Genomic DNA, 24,679 nt, shown 5'->3' on the forward strand with positions numbered 1-24,679 from the left:
TAAACTATGTATCAATACCATAATGAAACCTTTAATGAGCATAATTTTGATTACGCAGCATTGCAGGATGGAGAAATAAACGGCTGCACCTTTGAGCGCTGCTCCTTTCGGGGAGCTTCAATGGAAGAGATGACCTCCACCGGCTGCCGGTTTGTCGATTGCGATTTCACCGGTGCCCTGCTGAATGCTTCGCTGCACACGGATGGCGCATTCACCAACTGCAAGTTCACCGGAGCGAATCTATTCGTGGCGAAGTTCGAGAACTGCAAGATGGTCGGATCGGATTTCGCCAATGCCTATATGGACGGAATCACACTTAGCGGAGGGGACTGGGCCTATACGAATCTGCGCCATCTGAATCTCAGCAGGCAGGATCTGCGGGGCATCCGGTTCACCGAGGCAGACATGCAGGGCTGCGATTTGCAAAAGGCGGATCTACGCGGGGCGGATTTAAGCCGGGTTCAGCTCGCTCAGTGCAAGCTTGCAGGGGCAGATCTGCGTGACGCCAAGCTGGAGGGGATTGACCTGAAGAGCCTGGAGCTCAAAGGAGTGCGGCTGGAAGTGGAGCAGGCCGTGCTGCTGGCCCGTTCTATGGGAGCGAAGGTAGGGTAACGACTCAAGAAAAAACGGCTGGTGCCTGAAGCTGTATTATATTTCTGCCGGACTCTTCCGATAAAGAAATATCGACCCAGTTCGACATGTTGCCGCAAGATATCTTCAGTGGTCGGAAGCATGAACAAGGTCATCGGAAGAGGAGAGTGTACATGTCATTAAGTCTTCGCACTTTATTTTCAGCTGCATTTGCGGTTATTATCATTCTGCTCACGGCTATTCTCAGCTATGTGATCGGCAACCGCTCCACCACTTCTGTGGAAGTCAGTATCGGCAGCTCCCTGGCCGCAGAGGCCAATCAAATGTCCGAGAAGCTTGATCAGTTCATGTGGTCACGTTCCGGTGAAATAGAAGTTTTGAGTAAGCTGAATGCTTTTCAGGAACCCGTTGAACAAGCAGAGGCCGGCAGATTGCTGAATCAGCTGAAGAAGAGTCTGCCGGTATTCACCTGGGTGGGCTTCCTGGATAAGACAGGGAATGTGGTTGCTTCCACGGATCAGATCTTGCAAGGAACGAATATCAGCCAGAGGCCTGTCTTTCAGCAGGCACTTAAGGGAACCTTCGTCGGGGATGTCCACGATGCGGTGCTGCTATCTAAGCTGCTGCAGAGTAAGACGGGGGAAGCCCTGCAGTTTGTTGATGTGAGTGTGCCGGTCATGGACAAGCAAGGACAGACAAGCGGCGTGCTGGCGGCACATCTTAGCTGGGAGTGGTCACGTGAGGTCGAGGCCTCCATTGTGAATCCGCTCAAGGAACGGCTTAAGGGTGTGGAAGTGTTCGTGGTCAGTAAGAAGGACGACACCATTCTATTGGGGCCAGAAGCGCTCACCGGCAAAAGAATGACGGCTGCGGTCCTGCAGCAGGCCCGCAGCGGTAAGAGCTCATACGCGATCGAACAGGATCGGGGCCGTGACTCCTATTTAACGGGATACGCCTATGGTGATGGCTACATGAACTACCCGGGCCTTGGCTGGACGGTCATTATCCGTCAGCCGGCAGACATCGCTTTTGCTTCAGTCCATCAGCTTGAACGCTTCATCCTGATCAGCGGTCTGCTGACCGCTGCGGCCTTCGCACTAATCGGCTGGCTGCTGGCCGGATGGATCAGCCGACCGTTGAGGGATATCACCCGTACAGCCGACCTGCTCAGCTCCGGTGCCGATGTGGAGATCCCGGCCTCTACCCGGTTCAAGGATGTGGCGATTCTGTCGGCCTCCCTGCGGAGCCTGGTGAACAACCTGACCAAGACAGAGACCAAGCTGAGCTATATGTCGGATATGGCGCTGCATGATAAGCTTACCGGCTTGCCCAACCGGGCAGCACTGGATGAGTTTTTGGCCCATGCGGTCAGTAAGGCCAAGCAGAAGCGGACGACACTAAGCTTTTTGTACATGGATCTGGACGGCTTCAAAAAAGTGAATGACAGCTTCGGCCATGCGGTTGGAGATGCCCTGCTACAGGAGGTGGCCTTCCGGCTGATGGATTGTACGCGGGACAATGAGATCGTTGCCCGGCTGGGCGGTGATGAATTCGTGATTATTCTGAATACCTCGGCGGGCAAACCGATGAAGGAAGCGGAGGTGGTGGCTTCGCGGATTATCAGCAAGATCAACCAGCCGATTCTGATTAAAGGCGAGGAGCTTCGTGTAGGCTGCAGCGTAGGTGCTGCTGTATGGACTCCGGACGGCGGAGATACGATCGAGACCCTGCGGCTCGCAGACGAAGCATTGTATATCTCCAAGCGGAGCGGGAAGAACCGGATTACCTTCGAGGCGGCATCTTAGCATCAGCAATCAACAGCAGACAGAAACAACAAACAACCTTTTATCGGCAGGACGGGGATGCTTCTCTTGTGCCGGAAAAAAGGTTGTTTGACGTTATCTCATTACGTTCAGCGTAACCGCTTACGTGGATTAGACCATCTCTTTATCCACAGAAATCCTTCGTCGTCCCGGAAAAACTTGATGCCTATCCAGCTCAGTGGTGTCCAAATTTCCTTGAAATAATATGAAGGCATAGTAAATTAGTCCCTCCGATATAGTTAATTATTACTAGTTTAAGCCAGGATGGAAGATTTAACAATACTTTTTTTTACATATAAATCCCATATTGTGCGTTCGCCCAGTTTTTTTGGGACTACAGGCATATGATGTAGAGGGATCAAAGCTGGGCATGTGCGTAAGAAAGGAGGGCTCCAGATGAGTGGAGGTCTGAGAACGTCAACGGCTACGATACTGGTGTTGTTTATTTTGCTGATTATTATCCTTAGCGTATTTTAGTGGAAGGGAATATAGTGGGTTATTGAAACAGTGCCGGTGCATCCGCTCCGGCGCTGTTTGCGTGCGTATAAGCTGCAGCTCACTTCCATATACATCATAACAGGGATAAGCACAGGCAGTTTGGCAGGGCGGGGCATTTAATATAGTAGGAAAGGAAGTGAAGCAATGACGAACTCCGAATTTATCGCCCGGATCGCTTCTTTCGCAGTAGCGGATATGCAGCGCACCCGTATCGCAGCTTCGCTGACGATTGCCCAGGCAGCGCTGGAATCCGGCTGGGGAACGAGCGGCTTGACGCTGAAGGCAGGCAATCTGTTCGGTATCAAGGGCAGCGGGCCTGCGGGCAGCCTGGCGCTTCCGACAACGGAATACAGGAACGGCCAAGCTGTACAGGTGACTGCTCAGTTCCGTTCCTATCATAACTGGGGAGAATCTATAGCGGATCATTCCGCACTGATTACCGGGGGAGTGTCCTGGAACCCCAAGCTGTACAACAAGGCTATTGGAGTCGACGGCAAAACAGCCGCCCGCGAGATTGCTGCTGCAGGCTACGCAACGGACCCGGGTTATGCGTCCAAGCTGATTCAGATTATGGATTCATATAACCTGTATCAATATGACGAGCTGAAGGAGGATGAAGAGATGTCAGCTGAAGATAAACAAAAAATTGCGGCGCTGGAAATCGAGCTGCGGGAACTGAAGGAGCTGCTGGCAGGGCTGTCTGTCAGCAGAGATACACTGAAGGCCGGGGTTCAAGAGCAAGGCCAGGCCATTAAAGGTGTCGCGGAGCGGCTGGCGGTCATTGAGGGCCGCACAGTAATGAATGTGCCGGCCTGGGCTGAGCCTGCGGTACAGGCCGCGTCTGCAGCCGGTCTGCTGGATACGCCGTCAGGAGCCAGCTATGATTTCTACCGGATGCTGACAGTATTGAACCGCGCCGGTCTTCTGGTTACAAGCAAGGGGGTGTAGCCGTTATGTACAATGATGCACTTAACAATGTACTAGCTTTTGCATCCGTATTGGCGGTATTCGTTATGGCGCTGGTCCAGTTCGTCAAGAACAGCGTTAATCTTCCGCGCAACGTGGTTCCTGCGGTGGGGCTGGCCATCGGCCTGCTGGTAGGAGCGGCTGCGTACCCTTTTACAGACATGAATCTCATTCTTCGTCTATGGGCCGGAGGCTTAGCCGGATTATCGGCAACGGGGCTGTTTGAACTGGCGTTCAATAAGCGGAGCGGGACTACCAAAGAAGATTAGTAGAGCGGCGGCTTCAAGCGGTAATATAAGATGGGGAATAAGTAATGGTGATATCATCCAAGCGATTTAGAAGGAACGCGAATATATTAATTAAGAAGAAAGGAGGTGCTTGATATGGGAACTTATGTTGATGGAAGAACCTCGCAGAATGCTAGTTTTGCTAACTCTATTGCAATACCTATCCTAGTAATTAATACTCCGCAGCTGTTCGGGCAAATTGGGCTGATCACTGCAGGGGTAGGCACGAACCCTCGCGTAATACTAAAAGGAACCATTTCGTTGCAGCTTCCGCTTGCGCTGCTAGGCATAACTGTAACAATTGTTAGAGGAACACTACCAACTGACCCGCTGGTCTATTCCGCCACCTCTACCTTCAATCTTAGTGTTCTGGCTCCACAGATTATCACATTCTCTGCAGATGATTTCCTTCCGACAATTACTCCGCAGTTAACGTATACTGCGTTTGTCAGTTCGAACCTTCTGGGTACAGTCCGTGTAGGTCCGGAGAGCTTCGATGGAATTCTGGTATCCGATTAAGCAATAGCATGGGACATCCTGGGCTGCCCGCAAGGAGGGCGGGCAGGATGCCCTTGTACATACGCCCCAAATTATGTCCGTTTCGCCCAATCTGATGAGGCAACCGGCTCATATGCTGTTCTGTAGTCAACATTATGAAGGAGGTAATCTCATGGGTGCAGATTGCGGATACGGTGGCAATGTAGGCGGCGTGAATACGTGTGGAGTAGGTCCCTGGACATCTACAGGTGCGATTCTGGTTCTTTATATCCTGCTCGTTATTATTCTGAGTGCCTGCTTCTACTAGGAGATCCAATCAGTCAGCGCAGTCCCGGCAATCCGGGACTGCGCTTGTTGCAGATGCAGGATGGACAAGCTATGCTGCATGACGGTAAATTTAAATTCGCCTTGCCCCGAATGGATGTGCGATAATAGAGGTCATTGTCTTCAGGGCAATTAGTGCTGGCATGAAAGAGGTGTACGATGGAAGAGAAGGAAAAGATATATGCCATCCTCAAGCGGATTGAAGCGGAACAGGCGGTTAATCAGGAGGTAATGGAACTCGAAGCCGAGGCCTTCGCCGATATTATGGAGGAGCTTATCGACAGCCGGATGGTGGAGAATATTAAGATCTCCCGGTCAGGCAGCGGGATCGTGACAGTCAGAACTACTGACATCAAATTGACCCGGCGTGGTCATGATTTTATTTTATTGAAGGAGTCCGGCCGAATTTGATCGGAAAATAGATGTCATTACCCGGCACTGTAAGAGGCCGGGCTATTTTTGTTGACTAGGGTCCCTGCTTGATGAATCAACGCTTAAGGCTATTTATTGCTGTATTTTTGCAGAATCCCTTTCTTCTCAAACAACAGATAGACGCGGTCCAGAATCGTTGCCAGTTCTGCCCGGGTAACAGGGGCGAGCGGTCTGTAGTATCCACGGGAATCGGCTGTAATAATCCTTTGGGAGTCCATCGCTGCAATGGCGTAAACCGGCAGAAAGGTGAAATCTCCAATTAGCGAGATAGATCCATTTTGGTATGTATAAAAAATCGCTGGGGAGAGCTCATCCCCGGGTATGTATGTATCCCATCTGGTGCCGGCCCTTGCTCTTTCTGTATCCATGTATTGATCCATAGCATTCTGAGTATTGAATTTTCTCAAGGGAATATCCTTGAATTTACTTAACCGCTGGTATAACTCTTTGTCAGGATCATCGGTATTCGTACCCTTGTCGAAATCTTCAGCGAATAATTGGTAGAGCATAGACGTTAGCTTGAGTCGTGTCAGCCGGGCTTCAGGTTGGAAGGTATACTTGCCTGTTGAAGGGTTTTGGGAAATCCCGCCGCCGCTGACCGCAGAGGAATTGTATAGCTCAGATATTTCTTTGTAGGCCCAGTGATCTTTGGGGACATCAAGGTAGCTGGTGACTTTTTGTTCATAAAATAAGGGCTTTACATTGGGTCGGTATTTATCGAATAGACGGTAGAGCATAACGGAGAACTCGGCCTTGGTAACCGTTGCTTCAGGTTTAAAGGTGCCGTCGGAATACCCTTTTAGCACATCGTTATCCGTCATGAAAAGAATGGATTCCATCGCCCAGGAATATTTCTGCTCGTTGACATCGGAGTACAAGCTTTGCGCACTTGCGGATGAAGACGGGGCAGAGCTGAGAAGCATCATGCTGATGACGGGGAAAAGGATTGTTTTTTTGAACATGGGACCTCCTGATCAATTGAATTCTTATGATGAATGCGGGAGCCCTAAGCTCCCTTACCCTAATGAACGGTATCACCATCATTCCTGAATTGTCAATAAATACGGGAGGTCCCATGCCGGAGACATAAGGAGGTTTACTTGGTTGTAATCTCCGACAACGCCTTGTCCATCTGCGTTTCATTCGATTGTACGGCTTCGCTGTCCACAGCATCAATTCCGCGGAAGACATTCTTAGTGTTCTGATAAAAGTCAAAGGCAAACTTCTTAATAGCCTCACCGTCAGGGTGATTGCGCTCAACAACGGTAGCCTTGAACAGGTTCGTCAGCATGTATCCGGCATCCTCGCTATGCGCGAGATAATTCCCGGCGGTGTACTCCTCCACGATCTGGGATTCAAAATCCTTAAGCTCCACAGCCGACGGAGTGTACGATTTCGCCAAAACTTCCGCGGCATCTGCTTTTTGCGTGGCCTCCGTATCCGTAGTCGCGATTTGCTGGATCGCAGATTCCCAGTTCACGGACGCCTTCCCGGTGGAGGGTTCAGTGGCTGGTGCTGACGTGGGTTGCGCTGCTGTCGGCTGTGCTGTCCCGGCGGGAGTTGGGGTGGCCTGATTAGCCGAAGTGTTGCAGCCTGCGGTCAGTCCAATGGCACCGCTGAATAGGATGACTAGGGCGAGGGACGACATCTTTTTATACAAGGACTTCTTCATAGCGGTTCCTCCTGAATCTATCTGATATTCCTATACTATATATGTAACCTTGTCCGGACGGATTGAATTTATTCGCTAATGTGACTAATAGATATGTATATTTGTCAAGATCGACAAGGTCAAATGATGTAGAATAATAAATTGGATTCTGGTACAATCTATATATTAAGTTTGAAGGAGCGGAGCACATGGATAATGACCTGGTACAATTATTGCGGTCCGTTATTCGGGAAGAGTTAGTTCCTGTTAAGGCGGAATTAGGAACCGTCAACGAGCGTTTGGATCGAATAGAGACAGAGCAGCAGAACATGAAACAAGATCAGCAAACAATGAAACAAGATCAGCAGACAATAAAACAAGATCTGCAAACAATGATGCAAGATCAGGAACAGATTAAACGTGCTGTGCTGGAAACAAACGAGCGGCTCATCAACGTGGAGTCTTTATTGGAGAATCAGCACAGAATTATCGAACTTCTCTCAGCGCGCTCCATTGAGCAGGAAGCCAAGCTGAAGCGGATTATATAACTATATACACAGCAAGCCCACGTATCTTGATTTCAAGGCGGGGGCTTTTTTTGCGTAAAACAAAAATCGAGGCTCCCTTTCGGGAGCCTCTTTCATGGGAGAGGAGAAACCGGACGAAGAGCTTATGGGGAAACGTAAGCCTGCTCCGCGGTTGTCTACGACATTTTGTGATGTCGATAATTACAGGATGACCCGGATGCGGGAGTTTTATACATTTTCTTGCGAATATTCTTCTGCTCCGCATTGTGACAAAGTCGGACAATCTTTTTATTTCATGGAATAATTGTGGTACTATAGGCTTGGACTTATGCCCTGTAACGGCATAGTAATGTAGAGACAAAAGCTAAAAAGCAGGTGGATGATCGGTGAGAGTCATATCGGGAAGTGCAAAAGGCAGGCCGCTTAAAAGTGTTCCAGGCAATGGCACACGGCCTACTACCGATAAAGTAAAGGAAGCGTTATTCAGTATGATCGGGCCTTATTTTGAAGGAGGTACAGTGCTTGATCTGTATGCCGGTACTGGAGGGCTGGGAATTGAAGCCCTAAGCAGAGGGATGGAAGCTGCGGTGTTTGTGGACATGGAGCAGAAGGCGATTGACACGGTGCGTGCCAACCTGAAGGCGGCCCGGCTGGAAGCGCAGGCTGAGGTCTACCGCAATGATGCGGGAAGAGCGCTTGGTGCACTCGGGAAGCGGGGGAGAGCATTTGATCTTGTTTTTCTGGACCCGCCTTACCGTATGAAGCATGGAGACGAGCTGATGGTTACGCTGGCGGACAAGCTGCTGCTGAACCCTGATGCAGTGATCGTGCTGGAGCATGAATCGGGGTATACCTATCCCGAGGATATACCGGGGTTCGTGAGAACGAAGCAATCTGTCTATGGAGAGGTTACGATTTCTATCTACAGGTATGAAGCTGTTCTTCCAGAGGCTGCCGCAAGCGGCAAGGAGGTTAATGATGAGTCTGCAAATTAGAAAAGAACGTGTCGCTATCTATCCAGGAACCTTCGATCCGGTTACGCTGGGACATATGGATATTATTCACCGGGCCGCCAAGCAGTTCGACAGGCTGATTGTGGCGGTGCTGAACAACCTGAGCAAGAATCCGTTGTTCTCGGTCGAGGAACGGACAGAGCTTCTGCGTCAGGCGACAGCAGATATACCGAATGTTGAAGTGGACAGCTTCCGTGATCTCCTGGTTAACTATGTGAGGCAAAAGGATGCGCAGGTTATTGTCCGGGGAATCCGGACCGTTACGGATTTTGAATATGAGCTGCAGAATGCTTCCATTAATCATAACCTTGACCCTGAAGCGGAAACTATATTTATGATGACTAATCCGAGATACTCCTACCTTAGCTCCAGTGTGGTGAAGGAGATTGCCCACTTCGGCGGGAAGGTCTCGGATTTTGTAACCCCTGAGGTGGAGCAGGCCATGAAGCTGAAGTTCAGCCGGATGGACGGCGGCTCGAAGTAAACAGCTTCACGGCAGCAGACAGCAACAGCAGCAGCATAACAAGCACGGCCATAAGTCCCAGAATCTGTGGTGCCAGAGTCCATATTCTCAGCGAAGTGCCTATGTCTTGCAGCTGTACGGCCGGGGGTGAGCCGGCTAGAACCGGCAGCACCGTAGACTGAATATGGAGCAGCGGTGTCCACAGCAGGAGCGTGAACGCAAAGGCAAATAGTCCATGCAGCAGCCTGACTGCGGTGAACGGAAGGAAGCGGACATTCGCTGCCTTCAGCACAGTCAGTGCCTGGAGCTGGGCGCAAATGCCGCTCCAGGCCAAGCCGGCCGACAGCAGTGCCGGGCCAAGAAGACCGCCGATGACGAAGCCTTCGAGCCCTGCTGTGGCTGAAGTCATTGACTGGGCTCCGAGATGAATCTCAAGCATGCTTGCTGTAACCAGATTCGGCAGCCATGGCAACAGTCTGGTAACAATACTTACAACAACTGCGAACATAATCATATAGCCGCCTACAATCATCAGGCTCTGTACGGCGGAGGATACGGATTCACCGAGCACCTTGCCGAAGCCCCGTCCATCCCTTGACCGGGCATCCGCTGCTGCCTGATGGATACGCCGGGGCAAGGATGCTTTTTTGCTGCGGGGGCGGCTGCCCGTCAGGCTGGAATCACTTTCTTGCGGAACTTGCGGAAGAGCTTGCGGAAGCGGAATAGGTGAGGTTATCTTACGGGAGCCATTGAAGCAGGCGGATAGAATACCTGCGGCTATCCCTGACAGCCAGTGGATGGCCAGCAGGGCATACCCGGCGGCTGGACTGTGCAGGAAGGCTGTCCCGACTACAATAAGCAGTGTGACCGGACTGGCATAATGCACGATAGCCGCCAGCCGTCCGGCCTCCTTGTCCGTAATGTCCCCCTGCTTGTGCAGTTGCATCACTCCTCCGGCTCCTGCCGGGAAGCCGGCGGTAAGGCCGAGCACCAGCGTCCAGCCGCCCGCCCCGGGAAGCCGGAAGCACCGCTTCATCAGCGGCTCCAGCAGGACGCCGATACCATGCACGAAGCCGGATGCGTTCAGCATCTCTGAGAGGATCAGGAAGGGCAGCAGCGCCGGAAAGACCAGGGTCCACCAGAGCGTAAGGCCCGTAAGTGAAGCCTTGAATGAGGCTTCAGGTGCTATGATTATTGCTATAGCTAGCAGAATGGCTGCAGCCCCGGGTATAAATGAAGCTGAACCCGACAGGAAGCGTCTGGATCTAAAGTTTATCATTAGAGTTATCCCCTCTTCATAGCTTAGGACATGGGCAGATCTTGTTATCAATTTATGCAGGGGAGACAACCATCATGCCACAGCCGGAGTGAAGCTCCAGGCTAAGGTACCACATTCTAAGTGCCGGGGCATCATCCGCAGGAAAGAAGGGGAAGAGACTTGAGGCAGTACAAACGCCGGGTAGGCATCCGCGCTTCAGCCTATTTATTTTCATTCGTGGTCATTCTCTATGTTGTCGTCTTTATGAACACGCCTTACATTGTATATCAGCCGGGAAGCGCCTCCGAGGTGGCACCGATGATCAAGGTTGAGAATGCCGATCCGCAGGAGCAAGGAACCTTCATGATGACCACGGTCTCTGCAAGCTATGCGAATGTGGCTCTTCTAATCGCCTCTGTGTTCAACTCGAATGCCGAGGTAGTATTGAAAGAAACCCGTCTGCAGGATAAGACGGAGCAGGAGTATGCGGCGGAGCAGGTGTTCTATATGAATAGTTCGCAGTCCTATGCCGTGCAGGCGGCCTATCATGCGGCAGGTGTACCTTATGAGGATGTCGTGGATTATCTGTATGTGTTCTCGGTACCAGAGACTGCTAATCAGGACCGGTTCAAGCCGGGGGACAAAATCATCAGTGTAGGCGGACAAAAGGCAGCCGATCCGGCCGCGCTGTCCAAATTGCTGTCGGTTCATCAGATTGGAGATAGCGTGGAGGTATCGCTCCAGCGTGACGGCAAAGAGATCAAGGAGCAGGTCAAGCTGGTGGGGGTCAAGGATAAAGAAGCTGCGGTTGCCCGGCCGGGCTTTGGAGTCGTTATTGGTGCGGTTCAAAAAGTGGAGCCTAAGCAGGAAGGCAAAGCCGTCAGCTTCGTGGATACTAACGTGGGCGGACCCTCTGCCGGTCTGATGTTCACCATGGAAATCTACAACCGGCTTACGCCGGGGGATCTCACCAAAGGCCGGAAGGTAGCAGGCACGGGTACGATCGATCCCGAGGGGAACGTGGGGCCAATCGGCGGTGTGAAGCATAAGATTGTAGCTGCCGACCGTAAGGGGGCGGAGATCTTCTTCGTTCCGCTTAAGAACTACGACGAGGCCAAGGCAAAAGCGGATCAGATCGGCACGAATATGAAGCTGGTTCCTGTCTCAACCCTACCCGATGCCCTGAAATACATGGAGGAGCTGCCGGTCATTAAATCCTGACCGGCGGCTCAAGATAATCACTGTACAGATCGCTGCGCAGCGGGTCGGCATAAGCCCCGGCGAACACAGCAGCCGCCTGGAGGTCACGCTCCAGCATGGGATGGGTGCACCGGGCAGGGCTTGTAATCACCGGAAGCGCCGCTGTCTGCTTCATCTGCTTCAGCAGCTCCCGGCCGCTCTCGCGGAAGCCAAGAACTCTTATGTAGCCGGGACCCCGGGAGAGGACGGAGGGGGACAGCTCTGCTTTGCTGTGGTTCAGCAGGGTGTGAAGCAGCAGACGCTGGAGCCGGGTAAGGGTATACCGTCTGCTCTTAAGCTCCTGCAGCAGGCCGCCGACTGTGAACTTGTCCAGCTGATGCAGGACGCGGAGCAGCCGGTTCTCCAGGCCCTCGTTCATATCCTGCAGCGTGTGCAGCTCCGCAGCGGAGCGCGTATAGAGCACATGGCGCAGCGGACCGGCGAAGTCTTCTAGCAGTACCGGGCCCCGGCCTGCGTCACGCTCCCGCTCCAGGATGGACAGGGCATACTCCGGCATGTAAGCCGCCGGTGATCCGCCCTCCTGCAGCAGCCTGCGGATGGCTGTTGCACTCGCAATGGCCGACCCGCCCTCCAGCGGGTCGTGGAAGCCCGCGCCGGTACGCGGCACGGTCAAGGGCCTGATCGCGCTGCCCAGCCGCCGTAGCGCGATCAGGTAGTGCAGGCCGAGGCTGTTGTTGGGCTGCCGCAGCAGCGCCTCGGCTTCTTCAGGGCTCCCGTTCCACCCGGGAGCCCCCTTCCAGGCCGCCGCCGCCGCTGCGCTGTAGGCGGCGGGGAATCCCGCGCCCTCAGAGAGGCGCGCGCGGATCTCCTCCTTAAGCGCACTGCTCTCTTCGGCCAGGAAGCCGGCCAGAGGCAGCAGCACGCCCAAAGTGCCTGCTTCGGAGCCAAAGCACAGGCTGTCGACGACGCCGGTCGCCTCCAGCAGGGACACCGCTCCGAAGGCGAACCATTCCGCCGGCTGGACGGCGTACGCCACCGGCAGCTCAATGACCAGATCGGCGCCCATGTGCAGCGCCATCTCGGTACGGGCGCGCTTGCTGACCGCCGCCGGCTCGCCGCGCTGGGTGAACGGTCCGCTCATAATGACAACGGAGCGGTCCGCTCCCGATATTCTTTTGGCCTCGGTGAAATGATGGACATGCCCGTTATGTAAAGGGTTATATTCGGCTATAATACCTACAGTTGCCACAGTTGCTTCACGCCCCATTCTGGAAGATATATTGTATATCATAAATTGTCACGCTCCCTGAAACAATATAAAGGGAAAATGGTTGACAAACTCAGGGAATAATAGGTATAATAAATTTTGTTTGTTTGGAGTGATAACGATGAACATTCACTTTCGCAAATTAGCGAATGCCGACGAGCCTCTGGTCCTCCACGAAGTTGTGGATGTCAGCGGGGTTGTCACAGGGCGCAAGGATATACTTGCTGTTGCACCACTCTCAGTAGACCTTAAAGCGCTGCCCGCGGGAACCGATAGTGTGAACGTGGTGGGAACACTGAACGGAGAAGTGGACATGTTATGTTCACGTTGTCTCGGTGAGGTCAAGAGTAAGCTGAATATTCCTTTCGCTGAGACCTTCAAGTGGCTTAAGCAGCCAATTCTTCCGGAAGATGAAGATGAGGAACTCATTTACATCAAAGATGAGATTGTGGATCTTATCCCGTATGTGGAAGAAAATTTCGTACTGCACTTACCGGATTCGGTATTGTGCAAGGCAGACTGTCTTGGTCTTTGTCAGAAATGCGGACAGAACTTGAACGAAGGCACCTGCAGTTGCGACAACACAGTGATCGATCCAAGACTCGCTGCGTTGAAAGGATTCTTTACCAAGCAAGATGACTAAGAACAAATCCCAAGGAATTGGGTTACAACAAAATCAGGAGGTGTCTAACAATGGCAGTACCACAACGCAGAACGTCCAAGACTCGCCGTGACAAGCGTCGTACTCACTTTAAACTGGTTGTTCCAGGTATGGTGAAATGCGAACAATGCGGAGAGCTGAAGCTTGCTCACCACGTATGTAAAGTTTGCGGAACATACAAAGCAAGAGAAATCATCAAACAATAGTTTGCACATAAGAGTAGCACTTCATCTGCCGGTGGAGTGCTATTTTTATGTGAAAATAAAGCTGGGGCAGAGCTTATATGCCTTGCGCTGCGCGGGTTTTCAGGCGCTTTTCAAGCCAAAGCTTTATTTTTGCGCCGGCATGCTTTATACTACATATTAGTACCTGGTTCTAATTGATAAGGTAGAACAGAGAGATATGATTACAGCGGCCACTCTTACGGGCCGGAAAGCTGCACATCAGGCCTGTGCCGGGAGGTGAGCCGCTATCGAGCGGATGTCCAAGAAGGAACGTCAGCAGCAGCTGCTGGCTATAATAGAAGGGAACCCGTTTGTAACGGACCGGGAATTGACCCGCCAGCTGAAGGTGAGTATCCAGACGATCCGGCTGGACCGGCTGGAGCTGGGGATTCCCGAGCTGCGTGAGCGGATGAAGCAGATGGCGGAGCATTCCTATGATCAGGTGCGTTCCCTGCCAGCCGATGAAGTGGTCGGTGATATTGTGGATCTGCAGCTGGACAAGAGCGGGATTTCGATCTTCGAGATCCGCGGTGAGCATGTGTTCTCCCGCAACGGGATTGCCCGTGGCCACTACGTCTTCGGCCAGGCGAATTCGCTGGCAGTAGCCATAATTAATGATGAGATTGCCTTAACGGCTTCTGCCGACATCCGGTTTGTGCGCATGGTCCGGCTGGGTGAGAAATGCATTGCCAAGGCGCAGGTGCGCTCACTTGCGGGCCGGAACGGCAAGGCTGAAGTGGATGTATTTACATATGTCGGAGAAGAGCTGGTATTTCAAGGCCATTTTATAGTGTATCGTTCAGCAACTGAAGAGTACAGCGAAGGGGGAAACCGGAGTGCGGATCGCCATTGATGCCATGGGCGGGGATAATGCTCCTGAATGTAATGTGGAAGGCGCGCTGGCAGCGGCTGCGGAGTGGAATGACATAGAGATCATACTGGTCGGTGATGAAGCGCGGCTTGAGCCGCTGCTGAAGACTAAGCCTTCTAACGTTACCGTACGTCATGCCGGGGATGTGATCGGTTCGGATGAAGAGCCTGTGAAGGCAGTCCGCCGCAAAAAGGACTCATCCATGGTCGTGGCCGGACGGATGGTCCGCGAGGGTGAGGCCGATGCCATGATCTCCTCAGGGAATACCGGAGCATTAATGACTACAGGACTTCTGGTAGTCGGAAGAATGGAAGGGATCGAACGGCCTGCGCTGGCTCCGATGATTCCGACGCTGGATGATGTCGGTGTGCTGGCCCTGGATCTTGGCGCCAATATGGATGCCAAGCCGCAGCATCTGGCACAGTATGCCCTGATTGGCAGCATATACCGCAACAAAGTGCACGGCATTGCGAAGCCCCGGGTAGGCCTGCTGAACGTCGGGACGGAGCCGGGCAAGGGGAATGAATTGACCAAGGAAGCCTATCCGCTCCTGGAGGCGCTGCAGGGCATTCATTTTGTCGGCAATGTAGAAGCGCGGGATGTGCTCACCGGAAGCTGCGATGTGCTGGTCTGTGACGGCTTCGCCGGTAATATACTTCTGAAGACGCTGGAAGGAACAGCCGGCGCGATGTTCTCTCTGCTGAAGGAGCAGTTCAGCAAATCCCTTAAGACGAAGCTGGGGGCGGCGATCCTGATGCCGGAGCTTAGAAGCCTGAAGGGCAAGATGGATTATAAGGAACATGGCGGAGCGCCGCTGCTTGGTCTTAGCGGCCTGGTAGTCAAGGGGCATGGTTCGTCCGACGGCAATGCGGTGAAGAATGCGGTAAGACAGGCACGGATTGCCCTGAAGGCGGATCTGGTGCCTAGTATATCGAAGGAAATTAGCGGGAAGTGAGTGAAGACATGAGACAATTACGTCCGGTAGGAATTATTGGGACTGGGAAATATGTGCCTGAGAGAATATTAACCAACAGCGATCTGGAGAAGATCGTCGAAACGAATGATGAATGGATTGTCAGCCGCACAGGAATCAGGGAACGGCATATTGCGGCCCCGGAGCAGGCTACCTCTGATCTGGCCTATGAAGCGGCCCTGAAGGCACTGGAATCCGCAGGCATGAAGGCCGAGGAGCTCGATCTGATTATTGTCGCTACAGTTACACCTGACAGTGCTTTCCCATCCACTGCCTGCATTCTTCAGGACAAGCTGGGGGCCAAGAACGCAGCCGCCTTTGACCTGTCGGCAGCCTGCTCCGGATTCGTCTACAGTCTGGCTACAGCCACGGGCTTTATCCAGAATGGAATGTATAACAATGCGCTGGTGATCGGTGCAGATACGTTGTCGCGCATTACAGATTATACAGACCGCAATACCTGCGTGCTGTTCGGTGACGGTGCCGGTGCGGTAATCGTCGGCGAGGTTCCGGAAGGACGCGGCTTCCAGTCCTTCGATCTTGGAGCGGAAGGCTCTGGAGGCAGCCTGCTTAATCTGGAAGCGGGCGGCTCACGTCTCCCGGCTTCCCAGCAGACCGTAGAAGACAAGAAGCACTTCATCTATATGAATGGCCGCGAGGTCTTCAAGTTCGCAGTTCGCGTCATGGGATCGGCTACGGAGCGTGTGCTTACCAAGGCGGGATTGTCTAAGGAGAATATCGACTTGTTCGTGCCGCATCAGGCCAACATCCGGATTATTCAATCCGCTATGCAGCGTCTGGATCTGCCGCCGGAGAAGGTTGTAGTCAACGTTGATAAATACGCGAATACCTCCGCTGCCTCCATTCCGCTGGCTCTTGTAGAAGCAGCCGAGGAAGGCCGGATGAAGGCAGGCGATGCAGTGCTTATGGTCGGCTTCGGCGGCGGACTTACCTGGGGCGCTTCTGTGCTGATCTGGTAAGAATCGGGGCATTAATAATAGTGACGCAGCAGCCCAATCCGGGGAATATCCGGGCTCGCTGCAGTTAAAGGGAAGGAGCTGTATACCTCATGAGCAAAATCGCATTTGTCTTTCCCGGTCAGGGTGCACAGGCAATCGGTATGGGTAAGGATGTATATGAAGCATTGCCTCAGAGCCGTGCAGTCTTTGAAAAGGGTGACGAGGTGCTTGGGTTTCCGCTGAGCGGGCTTGTATTTGAAGGGCCGGACAGCGAGCTTAAGCAGACGGTGAACACGCAGCCGGCACTGGTTACAGCCAGTGTGGCTTATCTGGAAGCGCTAAGCGGCCTCCAGGTTACGCCGGATTATGTGGCAGGCCACAGTCTTGGCGAATATAGCGCTCTTGTGGCAGCCGGTGTGCTGTCCTATGAAGATGCTGTAAGGCTGGTCCGCCTGCGCGGACAATTCATGGAAGAAGCAGTTCCTGGAGGACAGGGGGCTATGGCAGCGGTGCTTGGAGCAGACCGTGAGGCGCTTACGGAATTATGCCGCAGTATTACAGCAGCGGGTACTCCCGTTGAACTGGCGAATGTCAATTGTCCGGGACAGATTGTGGTGTCCGGTTCCGTAGCTGGTGTAGATGAGGTGGTCCAGCGTGTGAAGGAAGCCGGTGGCAAACGGGCGATTCCGCTGGAGGTTAGCGGGCCGTTCCACTCCTCATTAATGAAGGGTGCGGCTGAGCGGCTGGCTGCTGAGCTCGAGAAGGTAACCTTCAATGCTCCTGCTATGCCGGTAGTGGTCAATGTCACCGCTGCTCCGGTGACAGACCCTGAAGAAATCCGCAAGCTGCTGGTAGAACAGGTATATTCTCCGGTACTCTGGCAGGATAGCGTGGAATGGCTCATTGGCGCAGGTGTAGATACTTTTGTAGAGATTGGCTCCGGCAGTGTGCTGGCTGGCCTGATCCGCAAGATTGACAGGAAGGTCAAGGTTGTGAATATCAACAGTCTGGAGAGCGTGCAGGCTGGCTGGTAAGCAGCTTGGCCTAACCGCAGCCGCATGATTATCGAAGGGGGACAACATAGCATGTTTGCAGCACTAAAAGGTCAGACCGCCCTTGTAACCGGAGGGTCCCGGGGGATCGGCCGCAGCATTGCCTTGGCACTCGCTGCTCATGGCGTGAAGGTCGCGGTGAACTATTCCGGCAGCCTTCAGGCGGCTGAAGAGACCGTGGCCCGGATTCACGAGCTGGGCTCGGAAGGAATCGCTCTGCAGGGGAATGTCGGCCGCAGCAGTGACGCCGAGAACCTGGTCAAAGAGGTTATCCAGACCTGGGGGAAAATCGATATCCTGGTGAACAATGCGGGCATTACCCGGGACAATCTGATCATGCGTATGAAAGAGGAAGAATTCGATCAGGTCATCGAGACGAATCTGAAGGGCGTCTTCAACTGCCTGAAGGCAGTAACCCGCCCGATGATGAAGCAGCGTTATGGCCGGATCATCAATATTTCCTCGGTTGTGGGCGTGACGGGGAATCCCGGACAGGTGAATTATACCGCTGCCAAGGCAGGGGTAATCGGCATGACGAAGTCTGCGGCCCGCGAGCTGTCTTCACGTGGAATCACAGTGAACTGCATCGCGCCAGGCTTCATTGATACCGACATGACCCGCGAGTTGTCCGATGAGGTTCGCAGCGAGCTGATCAAGGGGATTCCCTTGGGAGAGCTTGGGCGGGCGGAGGACATTGCGAATGCGGCGGTATTCCTGGCTTCAGAAGGGGCAGCTTACATGACAGGCCAGACGCTTCATGTGGATGGCGGAATGTACATGTAAGGCTTCGCAGGGCGTTAGATCGTTACGGGTGAAGATGGACAGAGGCGGCCAGGGCAGCGTTTTTTATGCTCTATGGTATTTTGACTTCATATCTCGTATAATACCAAAAGAGGAGGTGAACCGGATGTCCGATGTATTGGAGCGTGTAACACGCATTGTCATCGACCGCTTAGGTGCCGATGAAGCAGAGGTAACATTAGAAGCGTCTTTCAAAGATGATTTAGGTGCTGATTCTCTTGATGTTGTAGAATTGGTAATGGAATTGGAAGATGAATTCGACATGGAAATCTCTGATGAAGATGCAGAGAGAATTACGACCGTGGGTGAAGTTGTGAAGTACATACAATCTCATACCTAGAGTCATATGATTGAGGGTCCCGTTCCTGCCAGGGCGGGACTTCTCCTCATTTTACAGTTCTTTCAGTTAAGCTTCCGTGAAGAGATGTATGAGCATCTTTATGAAGATAATAACAGAACCGCAGATTAACTAATCCTGCGGCGACTGCAGTTTATATAGACATCTGGTATGTTTGCGTTTACACATTGTAGAGGTACACAGCCTATAGACGGGGTGATTATGTTTGAATCATAGAGTAGTTGTAACTGGTATGGGTGTAATGACTTCGCTGGGTAAGGATCTTGAGACGTTCTGGGATAGCCTCATGAGCGGCAAGTCCGGAGTATCCCTGGTTGAAGCTTTTGATGTCAGTGAATATCCAACAAGAATTGCTTCCTCGGTCAAGGATTTCGATGCGGAAGCACGCTTCGGCCGCAAGGAAGCTCGCAAGATGGACCGGTTCGTACAATTCGCAGTTGCTGCCGGTGAAGATGCGCTGAAGGACAGCGGACTTACGATCGGTGAAGATATCGATGCAGAGCGGATCGGGGTATCTGTCGGCTCTGGAATCGGCGGCCTCGGCACATGGGAAGATAACCACAACCTGCTGCTCGAAAAAGGCCCGAAGCGGGTCAGCCCGTTCTTCATTCCGATGATGATTGCCAACATGGGCTCCGGCCAGCTGTCGATCAATCTCGGGGCCAAGGGACCGAATACAACGACAGTGACTGCTTGTGCAACAGGCAGCCATTCCATCGGAGAATCCTTCCGTCTGATCCAGCGCGGTGATGCGGATGCGATGATCTGCGGCGGTGCGGAAGCCACCATTCGTCCTACAGGAATGGCAGGCTTTTGTGCAATGAGAGCCATGTCTACCCGCAATGACGAGCCGGATAAGGCCAGCCGCCCGTTTGATGTGGACCGTGACGGCTTTGTCATGGGCGAGGGTGCGGGAATCCTGATTCTCGAATCCCTGGAACATGCCGAGAAGCGCGGAGCCAAGATCTATGCCGAAGTCATCGGATACGGTCTCAGCGCCGATGCCCACCACATGACGGAGCCTGATCCTGACGGTGCAGCACGCTGCATGAAGATGGCGATCCGTGATGCCGGTATTAATCCTGAGGATATCGACTACATCAATGCGCATGGTACATCTACACCGGTAGGCGATAAATCTGAGACAGCCGCTGTGAAGAAGGCGCTCGGAGAGCATGCGTACAAGGTTGCGATCAGCTCAACCAAATCGATGACAGGCCACTTGCTTGGCGCTGCCGGCGGGGTGGAAGCGATTATCTGCGGGCTGTCCCTGCAGAAGGGTATGATTGCCCCTACCATCAATTTGGACAACCCTGACCCGGATTGCGATTTGGACTATGTTCCGAATGTGCCACGTCAGGCGGAGCTGAATATCGCGATGTCGAATTCCTTCGGATTCGGGGGACATAACGCGACCGTTATTCTCAAAAAATATAATAAGTAAGGGGAGACAGTGCAGTGAAAGGAGACCTGAAGCAGTTACAAAGCCAACTTCAAATCCAATTTCACGATCCTGTACTTCTGAAGCAGGCTTTCACCCATGCATCTTATGTGAACGAACACCGGTTCAATCAGCATCAGGACAACGAGCGCCTGGAGTTCCTGGGTGATGCGGTGCTTGAGCTGACGGTGTCCGAATATCTGTATAATCTGCTCCCGGACAGGCCCGAGGGAGAATTGACCAAGCTGCGTGCTGCGATTGTCTGTGAGCCGTCGCTGGTCCGGTTCGCCGAGACCTTGGGCTTCGGGCGGTATGTACTGCTGGGAAAAGGGGAAGAGCTTACGGGCGGACGTACCCGCCCGGCTCTGCTGGCTGATGTGTTCGAAGCCTTCGTGGGAGCGCTCTATCTCGATCAGGGACTGGAGACGGCCCGGAGATTCCTGGATAATCACGTATTTCCGCTGGTGGAAACCGATGGTAAGCTGCAAATGCAGATGAGCGACTTCAAGACAGAGCTTCAGGAACTGATACAGCATCATGGGATGGGTACGCTGGAATATCGGATTATTGAAGAACGCGGACCGGCGCATGAGCGTGAGTTCGTCTCAGAAGTATATATGGCCAGCCGTTCACTCGGCAGCGGCAGCGGCCGCTCCAAGAAGGAAGCGGAGCAGCAGGCAGCGGCGGCGGCATTATTGCTACTGAAGGAAGATGGTGCCTGAAGGCACAGATGAACATCTGAAATGCGGAGTAGAGCAGCAATGGTCTGAATGCCGGCGGTTCGGCGGAAGTCAGACTTTTGCTGCTCTTTTTCGAAAGATCAGAAATGATATGTTTTGGGGTAAATATCGAAGCAGGTGCACCACTTTATGGGGTTGTTTTGGCAAGGAAACACTATGGTATAATGGGTCAGAGGTGAGTAGCGAGTTATGTTTCTGAAACGGATTGAATTAGCAGGCTTCAAATCATTTGCCGACAAAACAGAGATGGAATTTGTGCGCGGAATAACGGCTGTAGTCGGCCCAAACGGCAGCGGCAAAAGTAACATATCCGACGGCATCCGCTGGGTGCTTGGGGAGCAGAGTGCCAAATCCCTGCGCGGCGGCAAGATGGAGGATATTATATTTGCCGGAAGTGATGCCCGCAAGGCGGTCAACTACGGTGAGGTCTCGCTGACGCTGGATAATGAGGATCATGTGCTGCCGCTGGATTTCAGCGAGGTGACCGTGACCCGGCGTGTCCACCGCAGCGGCGACAGTGAATATCTGATCAATAAGCAGGCCTGCAGGCTGAAGGATATTACGGAGCTGTTCATGGATACCGGTATCGGCCGTGAAGCTTATTCGATTATCGGACAAGGCCGGATTGAAGAGATTCTCAGTACCCGTTCGGAAGACCGGAGGGGGATCTTTGAAGAGGCTTCAGGTATTGTTAAATATAAGTCACGCAAAAAGGATGCCGGCCGCAAGCTTGATGAGACCGAGCAGAATTTGCTGCGGATTCATGACCTGATCAGCGAGCTGGAGGATCAGGTGGGACCGCTGAAGGACCAGTCCGAGAAGGCGATAAGATACAAGGAGCTGCGGGAGCAGCTAAAGCATCTGGAGATTTCGGTATATGTGCATCAGATCGAAGGCATACATACATCCTGGCAGGAGGGCAACGCCCGCCTGGAGGTGCTTAAGACGGAGCAGCTGGAGCTGTCCACTATAGTCTCTGCCCATGATGCCAAGCTGGAGAGCGGCCGGGCGGAGCTGCGTAATTTGGAGCAGGAAGTGGAGAAGCTGCAGGAACAGCTGCTGCGCAGCAGCGAAGCCAACGAGAAGAGCGAAGGCTACGGAGAGCTGCTGAAGGAGCGCCGCAGGAATCTGGAGCAGAACCGGGAACAGCTCATGCAGACTCTGGGTTCTGTAGGCGAACGCTCTGAGGGGCGGCAGCGTGAGCTGGCGGAGCTGGAGCATAAGCTGAAGCAGACCCGGCAGACGCTTGCGGAGCTGCGGGCACAGCTGGCGGATGAGGAATCGAAGCTGCAGGGTGTGGCCGGAGGCATCAGCCAGAGCAAGGAAGAGAAGCTGAAGAGCGCTCTGCTTGAGCTGATGAACCTGATGGCCCAGGCGCGCAACGAGATCCGCTATGCGGATCAGCAGAAGGAGAGCCTGGAGCGGCGGATGAGCCGCAGCCAGGAGGAGAGCGGCAAGTGGACAGCGCGGCTGGAGGAGCTGGTCTCTGCACAGAGCGGGCTGAAGGATAAGATTGCCGCGCTAGGCAAGGAAATCGGGCTGCTGCGCGGCGCATACATTACGGAGAGCGAGCAGACCGGCAAACGGCAGAAGCTGCTCGAAGAGACGCAGAGCGGCCTGCGAAAATGGGAGCAGAAGCGCGAAGCCCAGGTGTCCCGGCATGAGACGATGAAGGAAATGCAGGATGATTTTGACGGCTTCATGCTTGGGGTCAAAGAGGTGCTGAAGGGCGCGCGCAAAGGACAGCTAAGCGGTGTACACGGGGCAGTTGCCGAATTGATCTCCGTTCCCGAGAAGCTGGAAATGGCGATTGAGACCGCCATGGGCGCTTCCTTGCAGCATGTGGTTATGGAGAATGAAGCGGTGTCCCGGCAGGCGATTGCTTTCCTGAAGCAGCGTCAGCTCGGACGGGCGACCTTCCTCCCGCTTGATGTGATCCGGCCCCGGCAGATTACCGGCAGTGACCGCAGCATGGTTCAAGGTGCTGAAGGGTTTGTCGGTATCGCCTCGGAGCTGGTCGGCTATGAAGACAAGTATGGAAGCATTATCGGAAGCCTGCTCGGCAATGTCGTAATCGCTGAGAGTCTGGAGCAGGCGAACCGCATTGCGGCCAAATGCCAATACCGCTACAGAGTGGTTACGCTGGAAGGCGATGTGGTGAATGCAGGCGGCTCAATGACGGGCGGCAGCCAGCATAAAAAGAACAACAGCCTGCTTAGCCGCAAGCGTCAGCTTGACCAGCTCTCCGGCGAGATTGAAGAGAGCGAGCAGCAGATTGCCAAGCTGAAGCAGGGGATCAGCCGCTTGCGCGCTGAACAGGACAAAGGCTCCCAGAAGCTGGAGCAGCTGCGGCATGACGGTGATGAGAAGCGGCTGGAGGAACAGCGCGTATCCGGCGATCTGAAGCAGCTGGAGCAGGAGCTGCGGCATGTGCAGGAGCAAGTCGAGGGCGCGGGCGCGGAGCGCAGCGGCTTCGAGCAGGAGGTACGCGGGCTGGATGAGGCCCGCAAGCAGGCGGAAGCAGAGCTGTCCCGGCTGGAGAAGGAAGAGCAGGAGGCGCACGCAGCAATCCGCAGTGCCGAGTCGGACCGCAAGGCGAATGAATCGGCCAAGGAAGAGCTGCAGGGCAAGCTGACCGGGATGAAGGTCACGGAGGGCAAGCTGGATCAGGAGATCTTCTCGCTGGAGGAGCAGCTGCGCCGGATGAGGCAGGACGCCGGCTCCCAGGAGAAGGAGCTGCGCCAGAGCCGCAGCCTGCTTATGACCATCGAGCAGGATCTGGAAGAGAATGCACGGGAGACCGTGAAGCAGAAGGAAGAGGTCAACAGTCTGAGGCTGAGCAAGGAAGATACGTCTGCGAGGCTTGACCTGGCCCGTGCCGACCGCGCGGCGATCTCGCGCAAGCTGGAGCTGGCCGAAGGCGAGACCAAAGACCAGCGTCAGGCGCTCCGGGCGGTCGAAGACAAGCTCCGTTCCACGGAGGTTGCCGTTGGCCGGCTGGATGTAGAACTGGACAATATCCTCCGCAAGCTGAGCGATGACTACGAGCTGAGCTACGAGCTGGCGAAGCAGCGTTATCCGGTGCCGGAGGATGTGCCTGCGGCACAGCTGGAGGTGCAGCGTCTGAAGCGCAGCATCTCCGGTCTGGGCGAGGTCAACCTTGGCGCGATTGAAGAGTATCAGCGGGTGCATGAGCGGTATACTTTTCTAAGCGGGCAAAAGGATGATCTGGTGGAAGCCAAAACAACGCTGTATCATGTCATCCATGAGATGGAAGAGGAGATGTCGAAGCGCTTCAAGCAGACCTTCGATGCCATCCGCCGCGAGTTCGGCACGGTGTTCACGAAGCTGTTCGGCGGCGGCCGGGCAGATCTGCAGCTGCTGGACCCTGAGCATATGCTTGATACAGGGATTGATATCGTTGCCCAGCCGCCGGGCAAGAAGCTGCAGAATCTCCAGCTTCTCTCCGGCGGAGAACGCGCCTTAACCGCGATGGCTCTGCTGTTCGCCATTCTGCAGGTCAAGCCGGTGCCGTTCTGCGTGCTGGATGAAGTGGAAGCGGCGCTGGATGAAGCCAATGTGGTGCGCTTCGCCCAGTACCTGCGCGAGTTCTCGGAGCAGACGCAGTTCATCGTAGTGACCCACCGCAAGGGAACGATGGAGGAAGCAGACGTACTCTACGGCGTTACGATGGAGGAAGGCGGCGTGTCCAAGCTCGTATCCGTGCGGCTGGAGGATGAAGAGGCAGAGATAGCTTAATTAGATGCAGGATTCATGAAGTGATCCTTATAACCCTTTAGG

At 53.8% G+C, this 24,679-nt stretch carries 27 protein-coding genes; 23 read left to right on the top strand and 4 right to left on the bottom strand.

Translation table 11 applies throughout. The annotated features are described in order from the left end of the window. Positions 1-6 precede the first annotated feature (6 nt). The 8 genes from NST69_RS13160 (at position 7) to NST69_RS13195 (ending at position 5,398) form a co-directional block, all read left to right on the top strand. Positions 7-612, top strand: coding sequence for a pentapeptide repeat-containing protein (locus tag NST69_RS13160; RefSeq protein WP_342549533.1), 606 nt, complete (start codon positions 7-9; stop codon positions 610-612). Between the two features lie 152 nt (positions 613-764). After that, a complete protein-coding gene (locus NST69_RS13165; protein WP_339256348.1) occupies positions 765-2,396 on the top strand; it encodes a diguanylate cyclase in 1,632 nt (543 codons plus the stop codon). A 414-nt stretch (positions 2,397-2,810) separates the two neighbouring features. Then, positions 2,811-2,891 carry a YjcZ family sporulation protein gene (locus tag NST69_RS13170; RefSeq protein WP_245368211.1) on the top strand — a complete coding sequence of 27 codons (81 nt, stop codon included), beginning with the start codon at positions 2,811-2,813 and terminating at the stop codon, positions 2,889-2,891. A gap of 165 nt (positions 2,892-3,056) precedes the next feature. After that, on the top strand, positions 3,057-3,860 hold the full coding sequence (locus tag NST69_RS13175; protein WP_342549535.1) for a glucosaminidase domain-containing protein: 804 nt from the start codon (positions 3,057-3,059) through the stop codon (positions 3,858-3,860). A 5-nt stretch (positions 3,861-3,865) separates the two neighbouring features. Continuing rightward, positions 3,866-4,147, top strand: a complete 282-nt coding sequence (locus tag NST69_RS13180; RefSeq protein ID WP_036728921.1) for a holin — start codon at positions 3,866-3,868, stop codon at positions 4,145-4,147. Between the two features lie 114 nt (positions 4,148-4,261). Continuing rightward, complete coding sequence (locus NST69_RS13185) at positions 4,262-4,684, top strand: hypothetical protein (RefSeq protein WP_340953275.1); 423 nt, start codon at positions 4,262-4,264, stop codon at positions 4,682-4,684. Between the two features lie 151 nt (positions 4,685-4,835). Further along, complete coding sequence (locus tag NST69_RS13190; RefSeq protein WP_268748465.1) at positions 4,836-4,970, top strand: hypothetical protein; 135 nt, start codon at positions 4,836-4,838, stop codon at positions 4,968-4,970. Between the two features lie 176 nt (positions 4,971-5,146). Next, positions 5,147-5,398: a hypothetical protein gene (locus NST69_RS13195; RefSeq protein ID WP_036728915.1), complete on the top strand. Its 252-nt coding sequence runs from the start codon at positions 5,147-5,149 to the stop codon at positions 5,396-5,398. 89 nt (positions 5,399-5,487) lie between these two features. Here NST69_RS13195 and NST69_RS13200 read toward each other — a convergent pair whose 3' ends face one another. After that, positions 5,488-6,381: an S-layer homology domain-containing protein gene (locus NST69_RS13200; RefSeq protein ID WP_339256355.1), complete on the bottom strand. Its 894-nt coding sequence runs from the start codon at positions 6,379-6,381 to the stop codon at positions 5,488-5,490. A 134-nt stretch (positions 6,382-6,515) separates the two neighbouring features. Continuing rightward, positions 6,516-7,091 carry a hypothetical protein gene (locus tag NST69_RS13205; RefSeq protein WP_339314037.1) on the bottom strand — a complete coding sequence of 192 codons (576 nt, stop codon included), beginning with the start codon at positions 7,089-7,091 and terminating at the stop codon, positions 6,516-6,518. 188 nt (positions 7,092-7,279) lie between these two features. Here NST69_RS13205 and NST69_RS13210 point away from each other — a divergent pair, with 188 nt between their 5' ends. The 3 genes from NST69_RS13210 (at position 7,280) to coaD (ending at position 9,094) form a co-directional block, all read left to right on the top strand. Continuing rightward, entirely contained in the window at positions 7,280-7,618 is a 339-nt protein-coding gene (locus NST69_RS13210) for a hypothetical protein (RefSeq protein WP_342549536.1), read from the top strand. A gap of 365 nt (positions 7,619-7,983) precedes the next feature. Next, entirely contained in the window at positions 7,984-8,592 is a 609-nt protein-coding gene (gene rsmD, locus NST69_RS13215; RefSeq protein ID WP_342549537.1) for a 16S rRNA (guanine(966)-N(2))-methyltransferase RsmD, read from the top strand. Beyond that, entirely contained in the window at positions 8,576-9,094 is a 519-nt protein-coding gene (gene coaD / locus NST69_RS13220; RefSeq protein WP_339256363.1) for a pantetheine-phosphate adenylyltransferase, read from the top strand. Before rsmD ends, coaD begins: the two co-directional genes overlap by 17 nt. Here the strand turns inward: coaD and NST69_RS13225 are convergent. Next, positions 9,066-10,352: a nucleoside recognition domain-containing protein gene (locus NST69_RS13225; protein WP_342549538.1), complete on the bottom strand. Its 1,287-nt coding sequence runs from the start codon at positions 10,350-10,352 to the stop codon at positions 9,066-9,068. The two genes, coaD and NST69_RS13225, sit on opposite strands and share 29 nt — an antisense overlap. 159 nt (positions 10,353-10,511) lie before the next feature. Here NST69_RS13225 and NST69_RS13230 point away from each other — a divergent pair, with 159 nt between their 5' ends. Continuing rightward, the gene (locus tag NST69_RS13230; RefSeq protein WP_036728900.1) at positions 10,512-11,552 is read left to right on the top strand and encodes a SepM family pheromone-processing serine protease; all 1,041 of its coding nucleotides are present in this window, start codon (positions 10,512-10,514) and stop codon (positions 11,550-11,552) included. Here the strand turns inward: NST69_RS13230 and NST69_RS13235 are convergent. Then, complete coding sequence (locus NST69_RS13235) at positions 11,542-12,780, bottom strand: nucleotidyltransferase family protein (RefSeq protein WP_342550172.1); 1,239 nt, start codon at positions 12,778-12,780, stop codon at positions 11,542-11,544. The two genes, NST69_RS13230 and NST69_RS13235, sit on opposite strands and share 11 nt — an antisense overlap. A gap of 139 nt (positions 12,781-12,919) precedes the next feature. Here NST69_RS13235 and NST69_RS13240 point away from each other — a divergent pair, with 139 nt between their 5' ends. The 11 genes from NST69_RS13240 to smc all read left to right on the top strand — a co-directional run bounded on the left by NST69_RS13240 (position 12,920) and on the right by smc (position 24,637). Continuing rightward, a complete protein-coding gene (locus tag NST69_RS13240; protein ID WP_036728896.1) occupies positions 12,920-13,441 on the top strand; it encodes a DUF177 domain-containing protein in 522 nt (173 codons plus the stop codon). 50 nt (positions 13,442-13,491) lie between these two features. Continuing rightward, positions 13,492-13,665 carry a 50S ribosomal protein L32 gene (rpmF, locus tag NST69_RS13245; protein WP_019911234.1) on the top strand — a complete coding sequence of 58 codons (174 nt, stop codon included), beginning with the start codon at positions 13,492-13,494 and terminating at the stop codon, positions 13,663-13,665. A gap of 274 nt (positions 13,666-13,939) precedes the next feature. Next, on the top strand, positions 13,940-14,536 hold the full coding sequence (fapR, locus tag NST69_RS13250; RefSeq protein WP_339256371.1) for a transcription factor FapR: 597 nt from the start codon (positions 13,940-13,942) through the stop codon (positions 14,534-14,536). Next, complete coding sequence (gene plsX, locus NST69_RS13255; RefSeq protein ID WP_036728890.1) at positions 14,520-15,509, top strand: phosphate acyltransferase PlsX; 990 nt, start codon at positions 14,520-14,522, stop codon at positions 15,507-15,509. Before fapR ends, plsX begins: the two co-directional genes overlap by 17 nt. Before the next feature lie 8 nt (positions 15,510-15,517). Next, positions 15,518-16,507 carry a beta-ketoacyl-ACP synthase III gene (locus NST69_RS13260; protein ID WP_155991613.1) on the top strand — a complete coding sequence of 330 codons (990 nt, stop codon included), beginning with the start codon at positions 15,518-15,520 and terminating at the stop codon, positions 16,505-16,507. Positions 16,508-16,596: 89 nt separating this feature from the next. Further along, positions 16,597-17,520, top strand: a complete 924-nt coding sequence (fabD, locus tag NST69_RS13265) for an ACP S-malonyltransferase (protein WP_342549556.1) — start codon at positions 16,597-16,599, stop codon at positions 17,518-17,520. Between the two features lie 51 nt (positions 17,521-17,571). Further along, entirely contained in the window at positions 17,572-18,321 is a 750-nt protein-coding gene (gene fabG, locus NST69_RS13270; protein ID WP_036728883.1) for a 3-oxoacyl-[acyl-carrier-protein] reductase, read from the top strand. A 124-nt stretch (positions 18,322-18,445) separates the two neighbouring features. Further along, the gene (gene acpP, locus NST69_RS13275; protein ID WP_036694165.1) at positions 18,446-18,679 is read left to right on the top strand and encodes an acyl carrier protein; all 234 of its coding nucleotides are present in this window, start codon (positions 18,446-18,448) and stop codon (positions 18,677-18,679) included. 223 nt (positions 18,680-18,902) lie between these two features. Next, entirely contained in the window at positions 18,903-20,141 is a 1,239-nt protein-coding gene (fabF, locus tag NST69_RS13280) for a beta-ketoacyl-ACP synthase II (RefSeq protein ID WP_342549557.1), read from the top strand. Between the two features lie 14 nt (positions 20,142-20,155). After that, positions 20,156-20,860, top strand: a complete 705-nt coding sequence (rnc, locus tag NST69_RS13285; RefSeq protein WP_036728876.1) for a ribonuclease III — start codon at positions 20,156-20,158, stop codon at positions 20,858-20,860. Between the two features lie 207 nt (positions 20,861-21,067). Beyond that, on the top strand, positions 21,068-24,637 hold the full coding sequence (smc, locus tag NST69_RS13290; protein WP_036728873.1) for a chromosome segregation protein SMC: 3,570 nt from the start codon (positions 21,068-21,070) through the stop codon (positions 24,635-24,637). Positions 24,638-24,679: the final 42 nt, after the last annotated feature.

It is taken from the genome of Paenibacillus sp. FSL P2-0089, assembly GCF_038595095.1.
Lineage (GTDB): Bacteria > Bacillota > Bacilli > Paenibacillales > Paenibacillaceae > Paenibacillus_AQ > Paenibacillus_AQ silagei.